This is a genomic window from Yersinia entomophaga (genome assembly GCF_001656035.1).
In the GTDB taxonomy this organism is placed as follows: domain Bacteria; phylum Pseudomonadota; class Gammaproteobacteria; order Enterobacterales; family Enterobacteriaceae; genus Yersinia; species Yersinia entomophaga.
In genome coordinates, this window is record NZ_CP010029.1 from 1,997,191 (window position 1) to 2,014,862 (window position 17,672).

Here is a 17,672-nt window from a genome sequence, read left to right on the forward strand (position 1 = left end):
TAAAGAGGCCGGTAATCCGGCCTCACAATCTACAGACGGTATCTGTCTTTAGCGAAACTATCGTGATATTCAGGGAAAACTCTGGATTTTCTGGGTAACGCAACAATCTAGTGTTCTGGAATAGATTTACATCTTAAACGTACAGATAAATTGCCATAAAGTGGCACAGGCTACCGCCAAGCACGAAACCGTGCCAAATAGCGTGACCAAAGCGAATACGCTTCGAAGCGTAAAACACTACTCCCAGCGTATACAGCAAACCGCCAATCGCCAACAGTGCAATACCGCCTATATCTAACTTAATAGCCAACTGATAGATAACGATCAGGGATAGCCATCCCATCGTCAGATAAGTAATGAGCGAAAGCACCTCAAAACGATGCGCAAATGCCAGTTTGAAGATAACGCCAAAAAGCGCTAGCCCCCAAATAACCGCCATTAATCCTCTCGCCAAAGTAGAATCCAGCCCAACCAATAAGAAAGGCGTATAAGTGCCAGCGATCAATAAATAGATAGCGCAGTGGTCAAATTTCTTCAGCCAATGCTTAGCCTTTTGATGTGGGATTGCGTGATACAACGTGGATGCAAGGTACAGCAGAATAATGCTGCCACCATATAAACTGTAGCTGGTGAGCGCGGTGGTACTTGCACCGCTGTCTACGGCCTGTACCAGTAATAAAACCAAGCCGATTATGCCTAATACCACGCCAATACCGTGGCTGACGCTGTTGGCTATTTCTTCTGCCCAAGGATAAGGCTGAGCTTCTGATAATGCCGGTTTGACTGATTCATTGTTCAATACTAATGTATCCTGTTGATTCTTATGGGTGCGGGTGATGGACATTCTGTCAGGTTTTGACCTGTTCATTATTATTGGAATCCTCGCAGGTTAATTGTGCAAAAATACCGCTTTAAGGTTATCTGAGAATCATTCCAGTGTACACGTGTAAGCTCAAAATAATCTGTCATTGTTTGTAAACCTTGGCCTGCCCGCCCGAGAAAATCGATAACTGACTAAAACCCCGCTCAGGTTAGCGAAATGCTGCACAGTCTGGCCTACACTCTATCCGCGCCATTGTTGGTATACGCCCTATTTTTCTCGAGGTTTACTATGTCTTTCGTTCGACCAGTTCTGGATTTCGGCCCTTTGACTGATTCAATTCAGTTTTTGATGGAAATTGATAAGCTAAAAAGCATTCAACGCAGAACCAAGCTTATTGCCTGCGAACGTCAGGAAAACTCGGCGGAGCACAGCTGGCATTTCGCCGTCGCCGCTATGACACTAGCACCTTATGCCAGCAAAGATGTGGATATCAATCGAGTGATTCAAATGGCGCTGTTGCACGATATCGTCGAGATCGATGCCGGTGACGTGATCGTCTACGATCTGGCGGCGCGCGCAGCTATCCATGATAAGGAAGTCGCCGCAGCCAAACGCCTGTTTGGAATGCTGCCGCCGGAACAAAATGCAAAATTTAGTGCGCTATGGCAAGAATATGAAGATGAAAAAACGCCTGATGCCCGTTTTGCCACGGTTCTGGATCGCATTTTACCCATGCTGATGAATTTGCATAACGGCGGGCAAAATTGGGTAGAAAACGGCATTCGCCTAGAGCAGGTTGTCGAGCGTAATCAGCTAGTGGCTGAAGATTATCCCGAGCTGTGGAGCTATTTATTTCGTCATTTACAGGATGCACAGGCTAAGGGCTGGTTGGCCTGAGACATGACGAAAATCTCAGCGATAGGTTCAAGAGTAATGCTTCATATTGAGCATTGAGCATTGAGCATTGAGCATTGAGCCCAGAGTTTGAATATCTGTACCTGAATAACTCATATTTAAATCACTAGCGCTGGAATGACGATCATCCTAATAATGAAACCTGCTGCCCGTATTTTGCTCGGGCAGCCTTCTCAATCAAAGTGTTACTTTCCACCTGCCAATTCTAGTGCGCTGCCGGTAACGTAAGAAGCGCTATCCGATAGCAGCCAAACAATGGCTTCAGCGACTTCATCGGGCTGACCACCACGTTTCATGGGTAGCTGGCTCGCCACTCTTTCAACTCTGCCCGGTTCACCGCCGCTGGCATGCATTTCGGTATAGATAAAACCTGGGCGCACGCCGTTGACACGAATACCTTCCCCCGCGACTTCGAGCGATAAGCCAGTGGTCAGAGTATCAATTGCACCTTTCGATGCGGCGTAGTCCAGATATTCGCCGGGAGCCCCTAACCGAGCGGCCGCAGAAGAAACGTTAACTATCGCTCCGCCGCGACCACCGTGTCTTTTTGCCATACGTTTTACCGCTTCTCGGCAACAGAGAAAATAGCCGGTCACGTTGGTACTAAGTACCCGATTAATTCGTTCCGCACTAATCCCTTCAATTCCCGATTGTTGAAACAAAATACCGGCGTTATTGACCAGCGCAGTAATAGTGCCAAGCTGATTATCTAATTGATTAAACAACTCAATAACTTGTTGTTCGTCGGCGATATCCGCCTGCAAGGCCACCGCCCGGCCGCCCATCGCCACAATCTGATCCACAACCTGTAAAGCGGCTTGATGGTCGTTGACGTAATTGATGCCGACCTGATAACCCTGCTGTGCCAGTAATAATGCGGTGGCTCGCCCTATCCCTCTGCTGCCGCCGGTGACTAATGCAATTTTTTCCATAGCATCATCTCTGCTTTATTTTGTTGTACGGTCTGACGTCAGAAAATTTTCGCCCAAATCAGTACCCCTACCTGCCCGATATTATTCATCGGCATTGTCGGCGTACGTAGGATCAGTCGATCTTTTTCAAACTCATAGTAACGAACCATCTGGGTGCCAACCCAATTAGGAAATAGGCCACCTTCAACAATATGAGTAATACTCTGTTTTTCCTCATTAATCTGATAACGACCAAAGTAGCAAAGCGCGCTCTCGAAAGCCGATTTCATTTCCGCATCACTGCCTTCCAGCCAGTCCAGAGAGGCGAAATCACGGCGCTCAGTGGTATAAAGCTGAGCAGCCATAGTGCCATTTTTTTTGTAATGTATCCGGCCTGATACCTTCTCGCCCATTGGGAAAGAAACACTGCCGTCTTGCAAAATAAAATGCTGTGAAAATTAAGCCCAGCTCCCAAAAATTCTGTCACTAATCATTATAATTACGCTAATATTTGTTTATATGAAAAGTAATCGTAGTCATTGATAGGGTTATATTCCAATCAGGAAATAATGCGCAGAATTAGTAATAACTTTTGATTGTCTGGGCAGATTTTAGATAGAAAAAGGGCCGCTTTCGCGACCCTATAAGCAGGTTACTCTTTAGTGATTACTCGTAATCACCGATAGGAACGCAGGAACAGAATAAATTACGGTCGCCGTACACATCATCCAGACGTTTTACCGTCGGCCAGTATTTATTTTCCATCACGCCAGCAATTGGGAACACGGCCAACTCGCGGCTATACGGATGAGTCCACTCACCCACCAGTTCAGCCTGAATGTGCGGCGCGTTCACCAGCGGGTTATCTTCTAGCGGCCATTCGCCTTTCACCACTTTGTCGATCTCGGCGCGGATAGCCAACATGGCATCAATAAAGCGATCCAGTTCGACCTTGCTTTCTGATTCCGTTGGCTCAACCATCAGCGTCCCGGCTACCGGGAAGGACATGGTCGGCGCATGGAAACCGAAGTCGATCAGACGCTTAGCGATATCCATTTCGCTAATACCGGTTTCTTCTTTCAGTGGACGAATATCCAGAATACATTCGTGAGCTACGCGGCCATCGTGGCCGGTGTACAGCACTGGATAAGCATTTTTTAAACGAGTGGCAATGTAGTTAGCGTTCAAAATCGCCACCTGGCTAGCCTGTTTCAGCCCCTGAGCGCCCATCATGCGAATGTACATCCAACTGATTGGCAGAATAGATGCACTACCGAACGGTGCAGCAGAAACTGCGCCCTGCTGCGTCGTCATACCGTCGATTTGCACAACGCTGTGACCCGGAACGAAAGGTGCCAAATGCGCTTTCACGCCGATTGGCCCCATGCCTGGGCCGCCGCCGCCGTGAGGGATACAGAAGGTTTTGTGCAAATTGAGGTGAGAAACATCTGCCCCGATATAACCAGGAGTTGTGATTCCAACCTGAGCATTCATATTCGCGCCATCCAAATACACCTGACCACCGAACTGATGAACAATCTGGCAGACTTCGCGGATGGTTTCTTCGTACACGCCGTGGGTAGACGGGTAGGTGACCATGATGCAGGAAAGCTCATCACCGGCAACTTCTGCTTTCTGACGCAGATCGTGCAGGTCAATATTGCCTTGTTTATCACAGGCCACCACCACCACCGACATACCGGCCATTTGTGCCGACGCTGGGTTGGTTCCGTGAGCTGAGCTTGGAATCAGACACACATGACGCCGGGCTTCATTGCGGCTTTCATGGTAACGGCGAATAGCCAGCAAACCGGCATATTCACCCTGAGCACCGGAGTTCGGCTGCATGCACACAGCATCATAGCCGGTCAGTTGCACCAGCCATTGTGACAGCTGGCCAATCATTTGTTGATAACCGGCGGCCTGCTCTGGCGGGCAGAATGGATGCAACTCGGCAAATTCCGGCCAAGTGATTGGAATCATCTCGGCGGCAGCGTTCAGCTTCATCGTGCAAGAACCCAGCGGAATCATCGCCTGATTCAGCGCCAGATCTTTTTTCTCCAAACGATGCATATAACGCATCATTTCGGTTTCGCTGTGATAACTATTGAATACTGGATGCGTTAAAATCGGGTCTTTACGCACTAAAGCTTCAGGAATTGAGCGGCTTTCTTTGCTCACTTCCGCATCCAGCTTATCAATATCCAGACCGTGTTCATCACCTGCCAGCAGAGCAAACAGAGTTTGAATATCTTCGCGAGAGGTGGTTTCGTTCAGAGTGATACCCACCGCGCCATGAATATCGGTACGCAGATTGATACCAAAGCTTAGGGCGCGCGCCAATACCGCCGCTTTGTCTTTCACTTCAACGGTCAGGGTATCGAACCAGGTTTTGAAACGCAGAGTCAGACCGGCTTGTTGCAAGCCAGCGGCCAGAATGTCGGTCATGCGATGAATACGACCGGCTATGCGTTGCAGCCCCTGCGGGCCATGATAAACCGCATACAGGCCGGCGATGTTTGCCAGTAATACCTGTGAGGTACAAATGTTGGAGTTAGCTTTCTCGCGGCGAATATGCTGCTCACGAGTTTGCATCGCCATACGCAGCGCAGTGTTACCTGCCGCATCTCGGGAAACACCGATAATACGACCCGGCATTGAGCGTTTGAACTCATCGCGGCAAGCGAAGAAAGCGGCGTGCGGGCCGCCGTACCCCATTGGAACGCCAAAGCGTTGAGCTGAACCGAAGGCGACCTCTGCGCCCTGCTGGCCCGGAGCGGTCAGCAGTACCAGTGCCATCAAATCGGCGGCCATACAGGTAATTATTTTACGTTTTTTCAGCGCTGTCAGCAGTGTGCCGTAGTCGTGCAGCTCGCCGGTGGTGCCCACCTGTTGCAACAGCACGCCAAAGACGCCCTCTAGCTCCAGCACTTTTTCAGCGCGATCGACGATAACGTCAAAACCGAAGGTTTCGGCACGGGTGCGAACCACGTCCAGAGTTTGTGGATGAACATCGTCTGCAACGAAGAAACGGTTGGCATCTTTCACTTTGCTGGCGCGTTTACACAGCGCCATAGATTCGGCCGCTGCGGTAGCTTCATCCAGCAAAGAAGCGGAAGCCAGATCCAGACCGGTCAAATCCAGAGTTAATTGCTGGAAGTTCAACAGCGCTTCCAGGCGCCCCTGCGAAACTTCTGGCTGATAAGGGGTATAAGCGGTGTACCAGCCCGGATTTTCCAGCATATTGCGCAGAATAACCGGCGGAGTCAGCACCGGGCTGTAGCCCATCCCGATATAGGATTTATAGCGTTGGTTTTGGCTGGCAATCGCTTTAAGTTCGGCCAGAGCCTGATGTTCAGTGGCTGCGTCACCTACCGGCGGCGGGCCCGGCAATTGAATATCTGCCGGAACAATCTGCTGGATCAATGCACTTAACGAACGGACACCTACAGTAGCCAGCATTTCTTGCTGCTGCTCGGCGTTAGAACCGATGTGGCGCTGGATAAACGCGTCGTTATGTTCAAGTTGGCTGAGAGTCTGAGTCATTTGCTACAAATTCCTGAATCAAGCATGGGACGGGATACGGTCGGTCGATACAAAAAAAAGCCCCGGCTCAGCAACTGAAACGGGGCGATACTCTTATTCGTCCAGCGTGGTGCGATAGGCGTCTGCGTCCAGCAGACTATCCAGCTCTGACTCGTCAGAAGCCTTGATGCTGAACAACCAGCCGTCGGTGTAAGGTGCGCTGTTCACCAGTTCCGGGGAGCTTTCCAAATCGGTGTTAACCGCAACGATTTCGCCGCTGATCGGCGCATAGATGTCTGATGCCGCTTTAACGGATTCAGCCACGGCGCAGTCGCTACCGGCAGAAACATCGCTGCCCACTTCTGGCAGATCAACAAATACCATATCACCCAGTAATTCTTGTGCGTGTTCGGTAATACCGACGCTATAAACACCGTCTCCATCGGCACGAACCCATTCGTGAGAGGATGCATACTTCAATTCTGTTGGCACATTGCTCATGGCTACCTTCTCCTTAGAAGATATTGGTGATTTATTATTAGACGAAAATTACAGCGCGATCGCTTTACCTGCTCGCACAAAACCCGGTTTGGTGACCTTAACCGGCATAGCGCGGTTGCGGATTTGCACCACCGCCTGCTCGCCAATACCCGCAGGTACTCGAGCCAAAGCGATACTAAAGCCTAGCGTAGGAGAGAATGAGCCGCTGGTAATCACACCGTTGTGTACGTTGCCCGCATCGTCGGTGAAATGCACTGGCAGTTCGTTACGCAATACGCCTTTTTCGGTCATGATCAGGCCAACCAGTTTGTCAGTGCCTTTGGCTCGCTGCTGTTCCAGCGCTTCACGGCCAATAAACTGGCGGTCTTCCGGTAGCCAGGCCACGGTCCATCCCATATTGGCTTCCAGAGGGGAAACTCCTTCATCCATTTCCTGACCATATAAATTCATTCCGGCTTCCAGACGCAGGGTATCCCGCGCGCCCAAACCGGCAGGCTTCACGCCAGCGGCTAACAGTTTCTGCCAGAAATCAACTACCTGCTCTTTTGGCAAGGCAATTTCATAGCCCGCTTCGCCGGTGTAGCCGGTCGTGGCAATAAACAGGTCGCCGGTTTGTACGCCAAAGAATGGCTTCATGTCGGCAATAGCCTGTTTTTGCTCTGCGCTGAATAAAGTCGCTACGCGCTCCTGAGCCTGCGGCCCTTGAACGGCAACCAGCGCCAAATCGTCACGCACGGTAATATCGATGCCGTAAGGTTCTGCGTGCTGAGTGATCCAGGCCAGATCTTTGTCGCGAGTCGCGGAGTTAACCACCAGACGGAAATAATCTTCACTGAGGAAGTAGACGATCAAATCATCGATAACGCCACCAGATGCATTCAGCATCCCGGTATAGAGGGCTTTGCCCGGCTGGGTGAGTTTGGCGACATCATTCGCCAACAGATAACGCAGGAATTCACGGGTACGCGCACCGTGCAAATCAACAATGGTCATATGGGAAACATCGAACATACCGGCATCTTGCCGAACGATGTGGTGCTCATCTAACTGGGAGCCATAATGCAGCGGCATCATCCAGCCATGGAAATCTACCATGCGCGCACCGCACGCCACATGCTGGTCGTACAGTGGAGTCTGCTTTGCCATCTTTTCCCTCTTTTCACTCAAACAGTGTTCCGGACACAAGAGAAATTCAGGGCACCAATACGCGATAAAGATAACTCAGACTCATAAATAGATTTATGGCCTTACCGCTGGCACCGGCTGACTTGCTCAACAGAACGTTGCGTCAGACCAAATCATCAGACTTCGGTGAACGGTCGTGAAATTGCGGCTAAACACCGAGACGCAAACGATACCTTTCACCTGACGTTATCACTGAATCGACAAAGGAACCATAAGCTAAATTACAAGGTGAACGGTTCAGCAACCACAAAAGGCAGGGGTATTGTGCAGAGTTTTCAACTGGCAAACTGCGTACAGAGACACAAAATTAACAAATAATTAGTAAAAATACCGATGTTATATAACTAAAATGCCGGATAGCCCTCAGTTTCAACTTTTAGGTATTCGGCACTTCATGAGAAAATGTAATGCGAAAATGGTGCTGGAATTAGATTTTTTCAATCGAGCAGCTAAGGTTGCAACCACTCGGGAATATCATTCAGTCCCATTGCCTGACGAACCAGTTTAGGTTTCACCCCGGGAAGAGAGTCTGCCAACGTTAAGCCAATGTCTCGTAACAGTTTTTGTGCCGGATTATTGCCAGAAAACAGTTCGCGGAAGCCCTGCATTCCCGCCAGCATCAGTGCGGCGCTGTGCTTACGGCGACGTTCATAGCGGCGTAAGTATAGGTGCTGACCGATATCTTTCCCCTGACGCTGTAAGCGACGTAGCTCCGAAACCAGCTCCGCGGCGTCCATAAAGCCCAGGTTCACGCCCTGTCCGGCCAGCGGATGTACCGTGTGAGCGGCATCACCGACCAATGCCAGACGGTGTGCGGCAAAGCTTCGGGCATAACGCCCCATCAGTGGAAATGTTTGTCTATCACTTTCAACCTGACACATGCCTAACTGCATATCAAAGGCAACACCCAGCTCACGGTTAAACTGCTCCGGCGGTAATTCGGCAAGTCGTGCCGCTTTTTCTGGCGCTAATGACCAAACGATCGAACTGAGATTTGGCTCGCTAAACGGAAGAAATGCCAGAATACCGTCACCGTGAAACACCTGTCTCGCCTTAGCCTGATGAGGTTCTTCGGTGCGAATAGTCGCCACCAGTGCATGGTGACCATAATCCCAGAAGGTCAGCGGAATATCCGCATGTTGGCGCAGCCACGAATTCGCGCCGTCGGCACCAACCACCAATCTCGCGCTGAGCAGGCGATCGTCGGTCAGAGTAATAAAAGCCTCGCTTTCCCCCCAGGCTACCTGCTTCAAACTTGCCGGAGCCAGCAGAGTGATATCAGGCAGTTGGCTGGCGCGCTGCCATAATGCTTGCTGAATCACTCGATTTTCAATGATATGGCCCAAATGGCTAAAACCGTACTCATCGGCGCGGAAAGCAATTTTACCGAAGCTGTCCTGATCCCAGACTTCCATTCCGTCATAAGGACTGGCACGCATCACCAGAATGCTGTCCCAGACGCCAATATGCTGAAGCAGCTTTTCACTGGCGGCGTTGATAGCAGAAACCCGCAGTTCCGGTGCGCCCGTCAGCGGAACGGGGAGTTCGTCTTCCGGCTGATGATGCTCCAAAATGGCAATACTTAAGCCACTTCCCTGTAAACCACAGGCCAGCGCCAGTCCTACCATACCGCCGCCGGCGATAACTAAGTCAAATGATTGCATGCTACTTTATTTCCTGTCGTGAAAACGGCAAAGAACCTGCCCACCAGCGGCGGCAGGATCTAAATGGGGTGGATTAGCGCTCAACCCACCCCAGAGTGCGTCGTGCAAAAGCATCGCGCATCGTTGGCATCTGTTCCATCGCCATTAGCCCCAAATTACGCCCTGCGGCCAGCGGAGCGTAATTATTTGCGAACAAACGAATCAACCCATCGGTCACGCCAATGGTTGCCTGTTGGTCCTTGTAACGACGATTTTGATAGCGGCTTAATGCGGAGTAAGCGCCTAAATCAGTTCCAGCCTGCGTCGCTTCCGTCAAAGTTTCTGCCAATGACATAACGTCTCGCAGACCAAGGTTAAAGCCCTGACCAGCAATCGGATGCAAGGTTTGCGCCGCGTTGCCGACCAGCGCCAGACGATGGCTAATATGGCGGGAAGCGGTCAATAAACGCAGTGGATAGCTGTGGCGTTTACCGGCTTTCAGCATTTTTCCTAACCGCCAGCCGAAGGCGGTTTGCAGCTCAGCCAGAAATTCCACGTCGTCCCAGGCGTCAACTTTGGCCCTATCTTGCTGCGGATGACACCATACCAGAGAGCTACGCCCACCAGACATTGGCAATAATGCCAGCGGGCCGTGGCGGGTAAAGCGTTCAAACGCGCGGCCTGCGGGCATTTCCGACGTCGTAATATTGGCGATGACGGCAATCTGATGATAATCCTGCTGCTGCCACTGAATATTGCAGGCGGCGGCCAGTTTGGAATGAGAACCGTCGGCAGCAACCAATAGCTCAGCCGTCAGTCGCTCGCCGTTATCCAGTATCACGCTGGCGTGTTCTACCGTTCTCTGTACATCCACAACCTTAGCGGGGCAATGAAGGGTAACGCCCGGAGCCTTAGCCAGCAGCGAAAACAGACGCTCACCGACGTCGTGCAACTCGATAACGTTACCTAAAGCGGGAACCCGATAGTCATCGGCACGCAGATTAACAAAACCGGCGTGGCCAGTATCGCTGACCTGCACGTGGGTTATCGCAGTGGCACAATCCGCTAGCGCGGGCCAAATGCCGGTTCGCTCCAACTGCTGACAAGTGCCTTGCGACAAAGCAATCGCCCGCCCATCAAAGCCCGGATGGGCGCGATCGCCAGGTGCAGTCGCTTCCACCAAAGCGACTTCGACCTGACCTTTGGTCAATGCCGAAATCGCCAGAGCCAGCGTCGCGCCGGCCATACCACCGCCAACAATAATGATACTCATCGCTTACTTTGCCGCCGCCATTAAAGCTTCAATATCTTCTGCTCGTTTCACTACGCTTGCCGTCAGGTTTTCATTGCCGGTTTCGGTAATTACAATATCGTCTTCGATACGCACGCCGATCCCTCGGTATTTCACAGGCACATCGGCATCTGGCGCGATATACAGACCCGGCTCGATGGTTAATACCATTCCCGGCTTTAGAATACGTCCGCGGTCGCTGGTTTCATAATCGCCCACATCATGCACATCCATCCCCAGCCAATGACTGAGACCATGCATAAAGAACGGACGATGAGCCTGCTCGGCAAACAGCTGCTCTACATCGCCTTTTAGAATACCCAAATCAACCAGTCCGCTGATCATGATTCGCACCACGCTATCGTTCACTTCGCGGATGCTGATGCCCGGTTTGAACAGTTCCAGCGCGGTTTCAATAGACTCTAGTACTATGTCATATATCGCGCGCTGTGGCGGAGAGAACTTGCCGTTGACCGGGAAAGTGCGAGTAATATCACCGGCATAGCCCTGATATTCACAGCCTGCATCAATCAGTACTAAATCCCCGTCCCGCAGCTCACATTCATTTTCGGTGTAGTGGAGAATGCAGGCATTCTCGCCGCCGCCAACAATGGTGTTATAGGCAGGGAAACGCGCGCCGTGGCGGGTGAACTCATGCAGAATTTCCCCTTCCAACTGGTATTCAAATATTCCCGGGCGGCATTTTTGCATCGCACGAGTATGTGCCAAGGCGCTGATTTCGCCGGCGCGTCGCATCACTTGAATTTCTTCCGGCGATTTGAACAAACGCATTTCATGTAGCCACGGGCGCCAATCGGTCAGCGTTGCCGGAGCGCGCAGATTTTTACGGAAACCATTACGCAACTGTTCCAATGCGGCAAAGACGATTTTGTCCGCATAGGCGTATTCGCCCTGAGCGTGATAAATCACATCCAACCCATTGAATAATAGGTGCAGTTGCTCATCAATTTCATCAAATGGCAAGGCACGATCGACGCCGAGTTTTGCCAGTGCAGCATCCTGCCCCAAGCGACGACCAAACCAGATTTCCGCCGTTAAATCCCGCACCCGATTAAACAACACGCTGTGATTGTGGGTTTCATCGCTTTTCACCAAAATCAGCACCGCTTCAGGTTCGTTAAAACCGGTTAGGTAGCTGAAATCGCTATTCTGACGATAAGGATATTCGGAGTCTGCGCTGCGGGTGGCCTCCGGCGCGGAGAAAATAATTGCTGCACTGGCTGGCGCCATCTTCGCCAACAATGCCTGGCGGCGATTTTGATATTCTTGCTGAGTCATTACCTTCTCCTGAAATCTATTGTATCGAGTTTGAGAAACGATCAATTAATCTGGGAAAACCTCTCAGCCTGTCGCAATAACACACGCCAGGCAGCCCGCAGGGCGAATGGACTGTGCCACGCGCCGCAAATCCGCTGTTAGTGCAGAGTCGGTTTCGGCAACTCGACCGCCGTCGGCTTCTGCTGAGTGAATTCTATATGGCACAGCAATGCCGCAACTCGAACATATTCAGCGACTTCTTCTAAAGACTGAGCCAGTTCTTCCTGATCTTCATCTTCGTCGTAGCCAAGCTGGGCGATATTACGCAGGTCGTCAATGGCTTCGCCCACTTCGTCTTTCACCTGAGCCAGTTTAGGCTGAAGCATACCCAATCCCAGCAAGAAGTGATTAACCCAACCAGATAACGCATCGGCGCGATCGAATACGCTGATTTCATCGCCTTCCGGCAGCATCAACTGGAACATAAAGCCTTCGTTTTCAAGCGCTTCTTGCGTAGATTCATGCAATTGTTGCAGTGGCAGACTTAGCGCCTGCGGGAAAGCCACGCCTTCGTTGGTCAGCTCATGAACTAGCGCTTGCCAGCCATTATCTTGACTGCCGCCACACAGCATCCCGCTGATCAGGCCATGCATTTCGGCAGGAGTAAGGGCGATGGCCTGCTGGTTCAGCGCCTGAGCAAGAGATTGGTAAGTTGGTAATGTATTCTGTATGGACATGCGTATTCATCATCGTTGGCAGGATAAGTTCGTGTTATGCTACCACCAAGATCAGTCGCTATACCAGAAAACGCAACGCTATAAAGGGGTTGTATCTTGGTATCGAGGTATATATAGTGGCGCCCGCTTTGACCACTAAGGGCAATTTGCTTATGGTGTTACAGGGCTAGCGCGGAAATTAGTCAGGAAGGTGGCATGTCTGCACAACCGGTAGATATTCAAATTTTTGGTCGCTCGTTAAGAGTTAATTGTCCGCCAGAACAACAAGATGCGTTGAACATGGCGGCAGAAGATCTTAACCAACGGTTGCAAGATCTTAAAGTTCGCACTAGAGTCACCAATACTGAGCAGTTAGTTTTTATCGCGGCATTGAACGTATGTCACGAACTGGCTCAGGAAAGATTGAAAACGCGTGACTATGCATCCAATATGGAGCAACGTATTAGGATGTTACAACAGACCATTGAACAAGCGTTGCTTGAACAGGGTCGCATCTCTGAACGTCAGGATGCACAATTTGAATAAATCGTTGTTGAATGATAGATTCGACAGTGAGTAAAGAATTTCTCTGAGGTGTTCGCCAGCGGGCCAGTCCCCTGAGCCGATATTTAATACCAACAGAATGTTGTGATCCGTAACCGGTGAGCATGCTCGGTCCGCCGAGAAGCCTTAAGGTAGCGACACTGCGTTCACCTTGAACCAAGGGTTCAAGGGTTACAGCCTGCGGCGGCATCTCGGAGATCCCTTTATCAATCATGATGTTGTGAGATCATGGTTATTCGATAAGTTCGATTCAATACAGGCAGCCTATGCCTTTCGATCCCCAGCACGGTCCTTTACGGCAACAAATCAGAAACGACATCCGCCAACGGCGACGCTTGTTAACTCCGGAACAACAATACAATTCTGCCCGGCTCGCCAGCCAACAAATCCAGCGTCATCCCCGAATTCAGCAAGCTCGCAGCATTGCGCTATTTCTCTCTTTCGACGGTGAACTCAATACCCAACCTATTATTCAGTTGCTCTGGCAGCAGAAAAAACAGGTGTATCTTCCGGTTTTACACCCGTTCAGCCGCGGCAATTTATTGTTTTTACGCTACGCGCCGGAAACGCCGTTAGTACTGAATCGGCTAAAAATTCGTGAGCCACAGTTGGATGTTAAAGAGGTTTTGCCACTTTCTGAGTTGGATATCATCATTACGCCACTGGTGGCGTTTGATCGTCACGGACAACGTTTAGGAATGGGCGGCGGATTTTACGATAGAACTTTACAATACTGGCAACACAATGGCCCCTACCCTATCGGGCTAGCTCATGACTGCCAGTTAGTGGACGATTTACCCGTGGAACACTGGGATATTCCGCTGCCGGAAATTATTACGCCATCTCAGGTATGGCGCTGGTAGTGACTGAATTATTTAAAATTTATCGGCATCTGCTGATACCGATAAATTGAATAAACCGCCATTTCATCCAATAGACTTCGCCTCTACGACGCAAAAGATGAAGGGTATCGATGGTTAGTAGAGCAAACGGGCGCGAATAGTCCCCGGAATCGCCTTCATTAATTGCAGAGCCGTTTCAGCCCTATCGGTGCCCTGAGTTTCCACATCGATCACCACATAACCAATTTCCGAGCTGGTTTGCAGGTACTGCGCTGCAATGTTGATTCCCTGCTCGGCAAAAATCTGGTTAATGCTGGTCAGAATACCCGGACGGTTTTCATGAATATGTAGCAAACGGCTGGCATTGTCACCGTGAGCAGGCAGGGAAACCTCTGGGAAATTAACCGCCGAAAGCGTGGAGCCGTTATCGGAATACTTAGCCAGTTTCCCCGCCACTTCATCGCCGATATTCTCTTGCGCTTCTTGCGTTGAGCCGCCGATATGCGGAGTCAGCAGCACGTTATCAAATTCACACAGCGGTGAATTAAACGGATCGCTGTTGGTTGCAGGTTCGGTCGGGAATACATCTATTGCCGCACCGGCAATATGATTGCTAGCCAAGGCATCACACAGCGCTGGAATATCGACCACGGTGCCGCGAGAAGCGTTGATCAGCAGCGCGCCGGGCTTCATTAGCGCTAATTGCTCTGCGCCCATCATATTGCGGGTCGAGCGAGTTTCCGGCACGTGCAGGCTGACCACATCGCTCATGTTCAGCAAATCAGAAAGATGGCGAACCTGTTGAGCATTGCCCAGCGGCAGCTTGTTTTCGATATCATAGAAAAAGACTTTCATACCCAGGCTTTCGGCCAGAATACCAAGCTGGGTACCGATATGACCGTAACCAATGATACCCAGTTTTTTGCCACGCGCTTCATAGGAGCCAGCGGCCAGTTTGTGCCATTCGCCGCGGTGGGCTTTGGCGTTAGCCGCAGGAATGCCACGGAACATGAGCAACAGCTCGCCTAACACCATTTCAGCGACGGAGCGGGTGTTGGAGAACGGCGCATTGAATACCGGAATGCCGCGTTTGGTCGCCGCGTTTAAATCAACCTGATTAGTGCCGATACAGAAACAGCCAACCGCGACCAATTTCTCTGCCGCAGCAAAAACTTCTTCCGTCAGATGAGTACGCGATCTTAAACCGATAAAGTGAGCATCACGAATCGATTCTTTCAATGATTCTGTGTCTAAGGCACCTTTATGGTATTCGATATTGCTATATCCGGCCGCACGAAGATTATCAACCGTGCTTTGGTGAACCCCTTCTACTAACAGAAACTTAATTCTGTCTTTTTCCAGTGATACTTTTGCCATTTCCCCAACCCTATTTTCAGACTTCAGATGCGGCTGCCTTTGTCTATGAATCTGGCTAGCACCCAGTCAACATAACAAATATTACGGCGGCATCAATACAAACGATTGCCTGGGGTTCAGCACAAATTTCACTCAGGCAGGAGTTTTGCGGAAGAAAACACTGTGTAACAGCAAGTTAACGGCAGGTTAATGGAATAGAGAACATCAATGTGACATATGTCACTAAATTTAACCTTTTTAAGAAAAGATGATTAATCGCAAAAAATACTCGGGATAACGCGAAAACGTCATCCCGATGACCTATTTTAACCAGTAAGGCTTATTGAGCAGTGATTGTTTTCACGCCATCTGCGGTACCGACCAAAGCCACGTCTGCACCACGGTTAGCAAACAGACCCACGGTGACCACGCCAGCAATACCGTTGATTTTATTTTCTAACGCAATGGCATCCAGAATATCCAGATTATGTACGTCCAAGATTACGTTGCCATTATCCGTCACAACATTCTGGCGATATTCCGGCAAGCCGCCCAGTTTGACCAACTCGCGCGCCACGTAAGAACGAGCCATTGGAATCACTTCAACCGGTAAGGGGAATTTCCCCAACACATCAACCTGTTTAGACGCATCTACGATACAGATAAATTTACGCGCAATAGCTGCAATGATTTTTTCGCGGGTCAGCGCCGCGCCACCGCCTTTAATCATCTGCATATGGCCGTTGATTTCATCCGCACCGTCAACGTAGATGTCCAGGTCGTCAACTTCATTACTATCAAAAACGTGGATGCCCAGACTTTTCAGTTTTGCCGTTGAAGCGTCAGAACTGGAAACTGCACCTTTAATCTGATGTTTAATCGAGCCTAAGGCATCGATAAAATGTGCCGCAGTTGAGCCGGTGCCGACGCCAACGATGGTGTCTGGTTTGACATAATCCAATGCTGCCCAACCCACTGCTTTTTTAAGTTCGTCCTGAGTCATGGTCATTTCACTGCCTATTAATAATATGAAAACCTGTCGCTATTATAGAACATGCGGGAGGGAAATCTCGCCAATTAAGCCTGACTCAGATGGTATTAATCCACTCTGGATCACAGATATGTTCCCGCACAACCGCTGAATTTCCGTTGATTTTTGCCGCAGCAAAATAGATAAACTGTGGCATAGTGCCTTATTAAACTTATTTTGGAGAGATTACTCCGATGAAACGCCCAGACTACCGAACGCTGCAAGCGCTGGACGCGGTGATCCGTGAACGCGGCTTTGAGCGCGCGGCACAAAAACTTTGCATCACCCAATCGGCGGTATCTCAACGTATTAAACAGTTGGAAAACCTGTTCGGTCAGCCATTATTAGTACGTACCGTGCCTCCACGCCCAACGGAGCAGGGGCAGCGTCTGCTGGCGCTCTTGCATCAGGTTGAATTGCTGGAAGAAGAATGGCTGGGTAACGACAACACCGTGGATACGCCGCTGCTACTGTCTCTGGCGGTTAACGCCGACAGCTTGGCAACCTGGTTGCTTCCTGCGCTAAAACCGGTACTGGCGGATTCGCCTATTCGATTGAATTTACAGGTAGAAGATGAAACCCGAACGCAGGAACGTCTGCGTCGCGGCGAAGTCGTTGGCGCTGTGAGTATCCAACCGCAGCCTTTACCAAGCTGTCTGGTGGATCAATTGGGTGCGCTGGATTACCTGTTCGTTGCCTCAAAAAGCTTTGCCGAGCGTTACTTCCCCAACGGCGTGACTCGTCCGGCGTTACTCAAAGCACCAGCGGTCGCCTTTGACCATCTGGACGATATGCATCAGGCATTTTTACAGCAGAATTTTGATTTATCGCCGGGTAGCGTCCCTTGCCACATCGTTAATTCTTCGGAAGCCTTTGTACAACTGGCGCGCCAAGGCACCACCTGTTGTATGATTCCGCACTTGCAGATTGAGAAAGAGCTGGAGTCGGGAGAGCTTATCGATCTGACGCCGGGATTATTACAGCGCCGGATGCTGTACTGGCATCGCTTTGCGCCAGAAAGCCGGACAATGCGAAAAGTGACTGACGCCCTGTTATCACATGGGCGTCAGGTATTACGGCAGGATTAGTTTC

At 50.4% G+C, this 17,672-nt stretch carries 16 protein-coding genes and 1 other RNA gene; 5 read left to right on the forward strand and 12 right to left on the reverse strand.

Annotation, left to right across the window (positions count from 1 at the left end; all coding sequences use genetic code 11):
• Positions 1-133 precede the first annotated feature (133 nt).
• On the reverse strand, positions 134-844 hold the full coding sequence (gene trhA / locus PL78_RS09075) for a PAQR family membrane homeostasis protein TrhA (RefSeq protein WP_371112912.1): 711 nt from the start codon (positions 842-844) through the stop codon (positions 134-136).
• A 267-nt stretch (positions 845-1,111) separates the two neighbouring features.
• On the opposite strand from trhA, the gene PL78_RS09080 reads away from it, so the two are divergent.
• Entirely contained in the window at positions 1,112-1,720 is a 609-nt protein-coding gene (locus tag PL78_RS09080) for an HD domain-containing protein (RefSeq protein ID WP_064514907.1), read from the forward strand.
• Between the two features lie 203 nt (positions 1,721-1,923).
• Here PL78_RS09080 and PL78_RS09085 read toward each other — a convergent pair whose 3' ends face one another.
• The 9 genes from PL78_RS09085 to PL78_RS09125 form a co-directional block, all read right to left on the reverse strand.
• Positions 1,924-2,670 carry an SDR family oxidoreductase gene (locus tag PL78_RS09085; RefSeq protein WP_064514909.1) on the reverse strand — a complete coding sequence of 249 codons (747 nt, stop codon included), beginning with the start codon at positions 2,668-2,670 and terminating at the stop codon, positions 1,924-1,926.
• Between the two features lie 38 nt (positions 2,671-2,708).
• Positions 2,709-3,092: a lipocalin-like domain-containing protein gene (locus tag PL78_RS09090; RefSeq protein WP_306423393.1), complete on the reverse strand. Its 384-nt coding sequence runs from the start codon at positions 3,090-3,092 to the stop codon at positions 2,709-2,711.
• A 223-nt stretch (positions 3,093-3,315) separates the two neighbouring features.
• Positions 3,316-6,195: an aminomethyl-transferring glycine dehydrogenase gene (gene gcvP / locus PL78_RS09095; protein ID WP_064514911.1), complete on the reverse strand. Its 2,880-nt coding sequence runs from the start codon at positions 6,193-6,195 to the stop codon at positions 3,316-3,318.
• 93 nt (positions 6,196-6,288) lie between these two features.
• On the reverse strand, positions 6,289-6,675 hold the full coding sequence (gene gcvH, locus PL78_RS09100) for a glycine cleavage system protein GcvH (RefSeq protein WP_064514913.1): 387 nt from the start codon (positions 6,673-6,675) through the stop codon (positions 6,289-6,291).
• Positions 6,676-6,723: 48 nt separating this feature from the next.
• Positions 6,724-7,821, reverse strand: coding sequence for a glycine cleavage system aminomethyltransferase GcvT (gene gcvT, locus PL78_RS09105; RefSeq protein WP_064514915.1), 1,098 nt, complete (start codon positions 7,819-7,821; stop codon positions 6,724-6,726).
• A gap of 488 nt (positions 7,822-8,309) precedes the next feature.
• Entirely contained in the window at positions 8,310-9,524 is a 1,215-nt protein-coding gene (ubiI, locus tag PL78_RS09110) for an FAD-dependent 2-octaprenylphenol hydroxylase (protein ID WP_064514918.1), read from the reverse strand.
• 73 nt (positions 9,525-9,597) lie between these two features.
• On the reverse strand, positions 9,598-10,776 hold the full coding sequence (gene ubiH / locus PL78_RS09115; RefSeq protein ID WP_064514919.1) for a 2-octaprenyl-6-methoxyphenyl hydroxylase: 1,179 nt from the start codon (positions 10,774-10,776) through the stop codon (positions 9,598-9,600).
• Between the two features lie 3 nt (positions 10,777-10,779).
• Positions 10,780-12,093 (reverse strand): Xaa-Pro aminopeptidase, encoded by a 1,314-nt coding sequence (gene pepP, locus PL78_RS09120; RefSeq protein WP_064514921.1) that lies wholly within the window; start codon positions 12,091-12,093, stop codon positions 10,780-10,782.
• 137 nt (positions 12,094-12,230) lie between these two features.
• Positions 12,231-12,809 (reverse strand): YecA/YgfB family protein, encoded by a 579-nt coding sequence (locus tag PL78_RS09125; RefSeq protein ID WP_064514923.1) that lies wholly within the window; start codon positions 12,807-12,809, stop codon positions 12,231-12,233.
• Between the two features lie 195 nt (positions 12,810-13,004).
• Between PL78_RS09125 and zapA the strand changes: the two genes are divergently transcribed.
• The 3 genes from zapA to PL78_RS09140 all read left to right on the forward strand — a co-directional run bounded on the left by zapA (position 13,005) and on the right by PL78_RS09140 (position 14,215).
• The gene (gene zapA / locus PL78_RS09130; RefSeq protein WP_004706812.1) at positions 13,005-13,334 is read left to right on the forward strand and encodes a cell division protein ZapA; all 330 of its coding nucleotides are present in this window, start codon (positions 13,005-13,007) and stop codon (positions 13,332-13,334) included.
• 37 nt (positions 13,335-13,371) lie between these two features.
• Positions 13,372-13,554, forward strand: a non-coding RNA gene (gene ssrS, locus PL78_RS09135) — 6S RNA.
• A gap of 64 nt (positions 13,555-13,618) precedes the next feature.
• Entirely contained in the window at positions 13,619-14,215 is a 597-nt protein-coding gene (locus tag PL78_RS09140) for a 5-formyltetrahydrofolate cyclo-ligase (RefSeq protein ID WP_064514925.1), read from the forward strand.
• A gap of 114 nt (positions 14,216-14,329) precedes the next feature.
• Here the strand turns inward: PL78_RS09140 and serA are convergent, their stop codons facing one another.
• Together serA and rpiA are read right to left on the reverse strand one after the other, a co-directional pair.
• Positions 14,330-15,571: a phosphoglycerate dehydrogenase gene (serA, locus tag PL78_RS09145; protein WP_064514927.1), complete on the reverse strand. Its 1,242-nt coding sequence runs from the start codon at positions 15,569-15,571 to the stop codon at positions 14,330-14,332.
• Positions 15,572-15,890: 319 nt separating this feature from the next.
• Positions 15,891-16,553, reverse strand: a complete 663-nt coding sequence (gene rpiA, locus PL78_RS09150; RefSeq protein WP_064518351.1) for a ribose-5-phosphate isomerase RpiA — start codon at positions 16,551-16,553, stop codon at positions 15,891-15,893.
• A 221-nt stretch (positions 16,554-16,774) separates the two neighbouring features.
• On the opposite strand from rpiA, the gene PL78_RS09155 reads away from it, so the two are divergent.
• The gene (locus PL78_RS09155) at positions 16,775-17,668 is read left to right on the forward strand and encodes a LysR family transcriptional regulator ArgP (RefSeq protein WP_064514929.1); all 894 of its coding nucleotides are present in this window, start codon (positions 16,775-16,777) and stop codon (positions 17,666-17,668) included.
• The last annotated feature ends 4 nt before the right edge of the window (positions 17,669-17,672 follow it).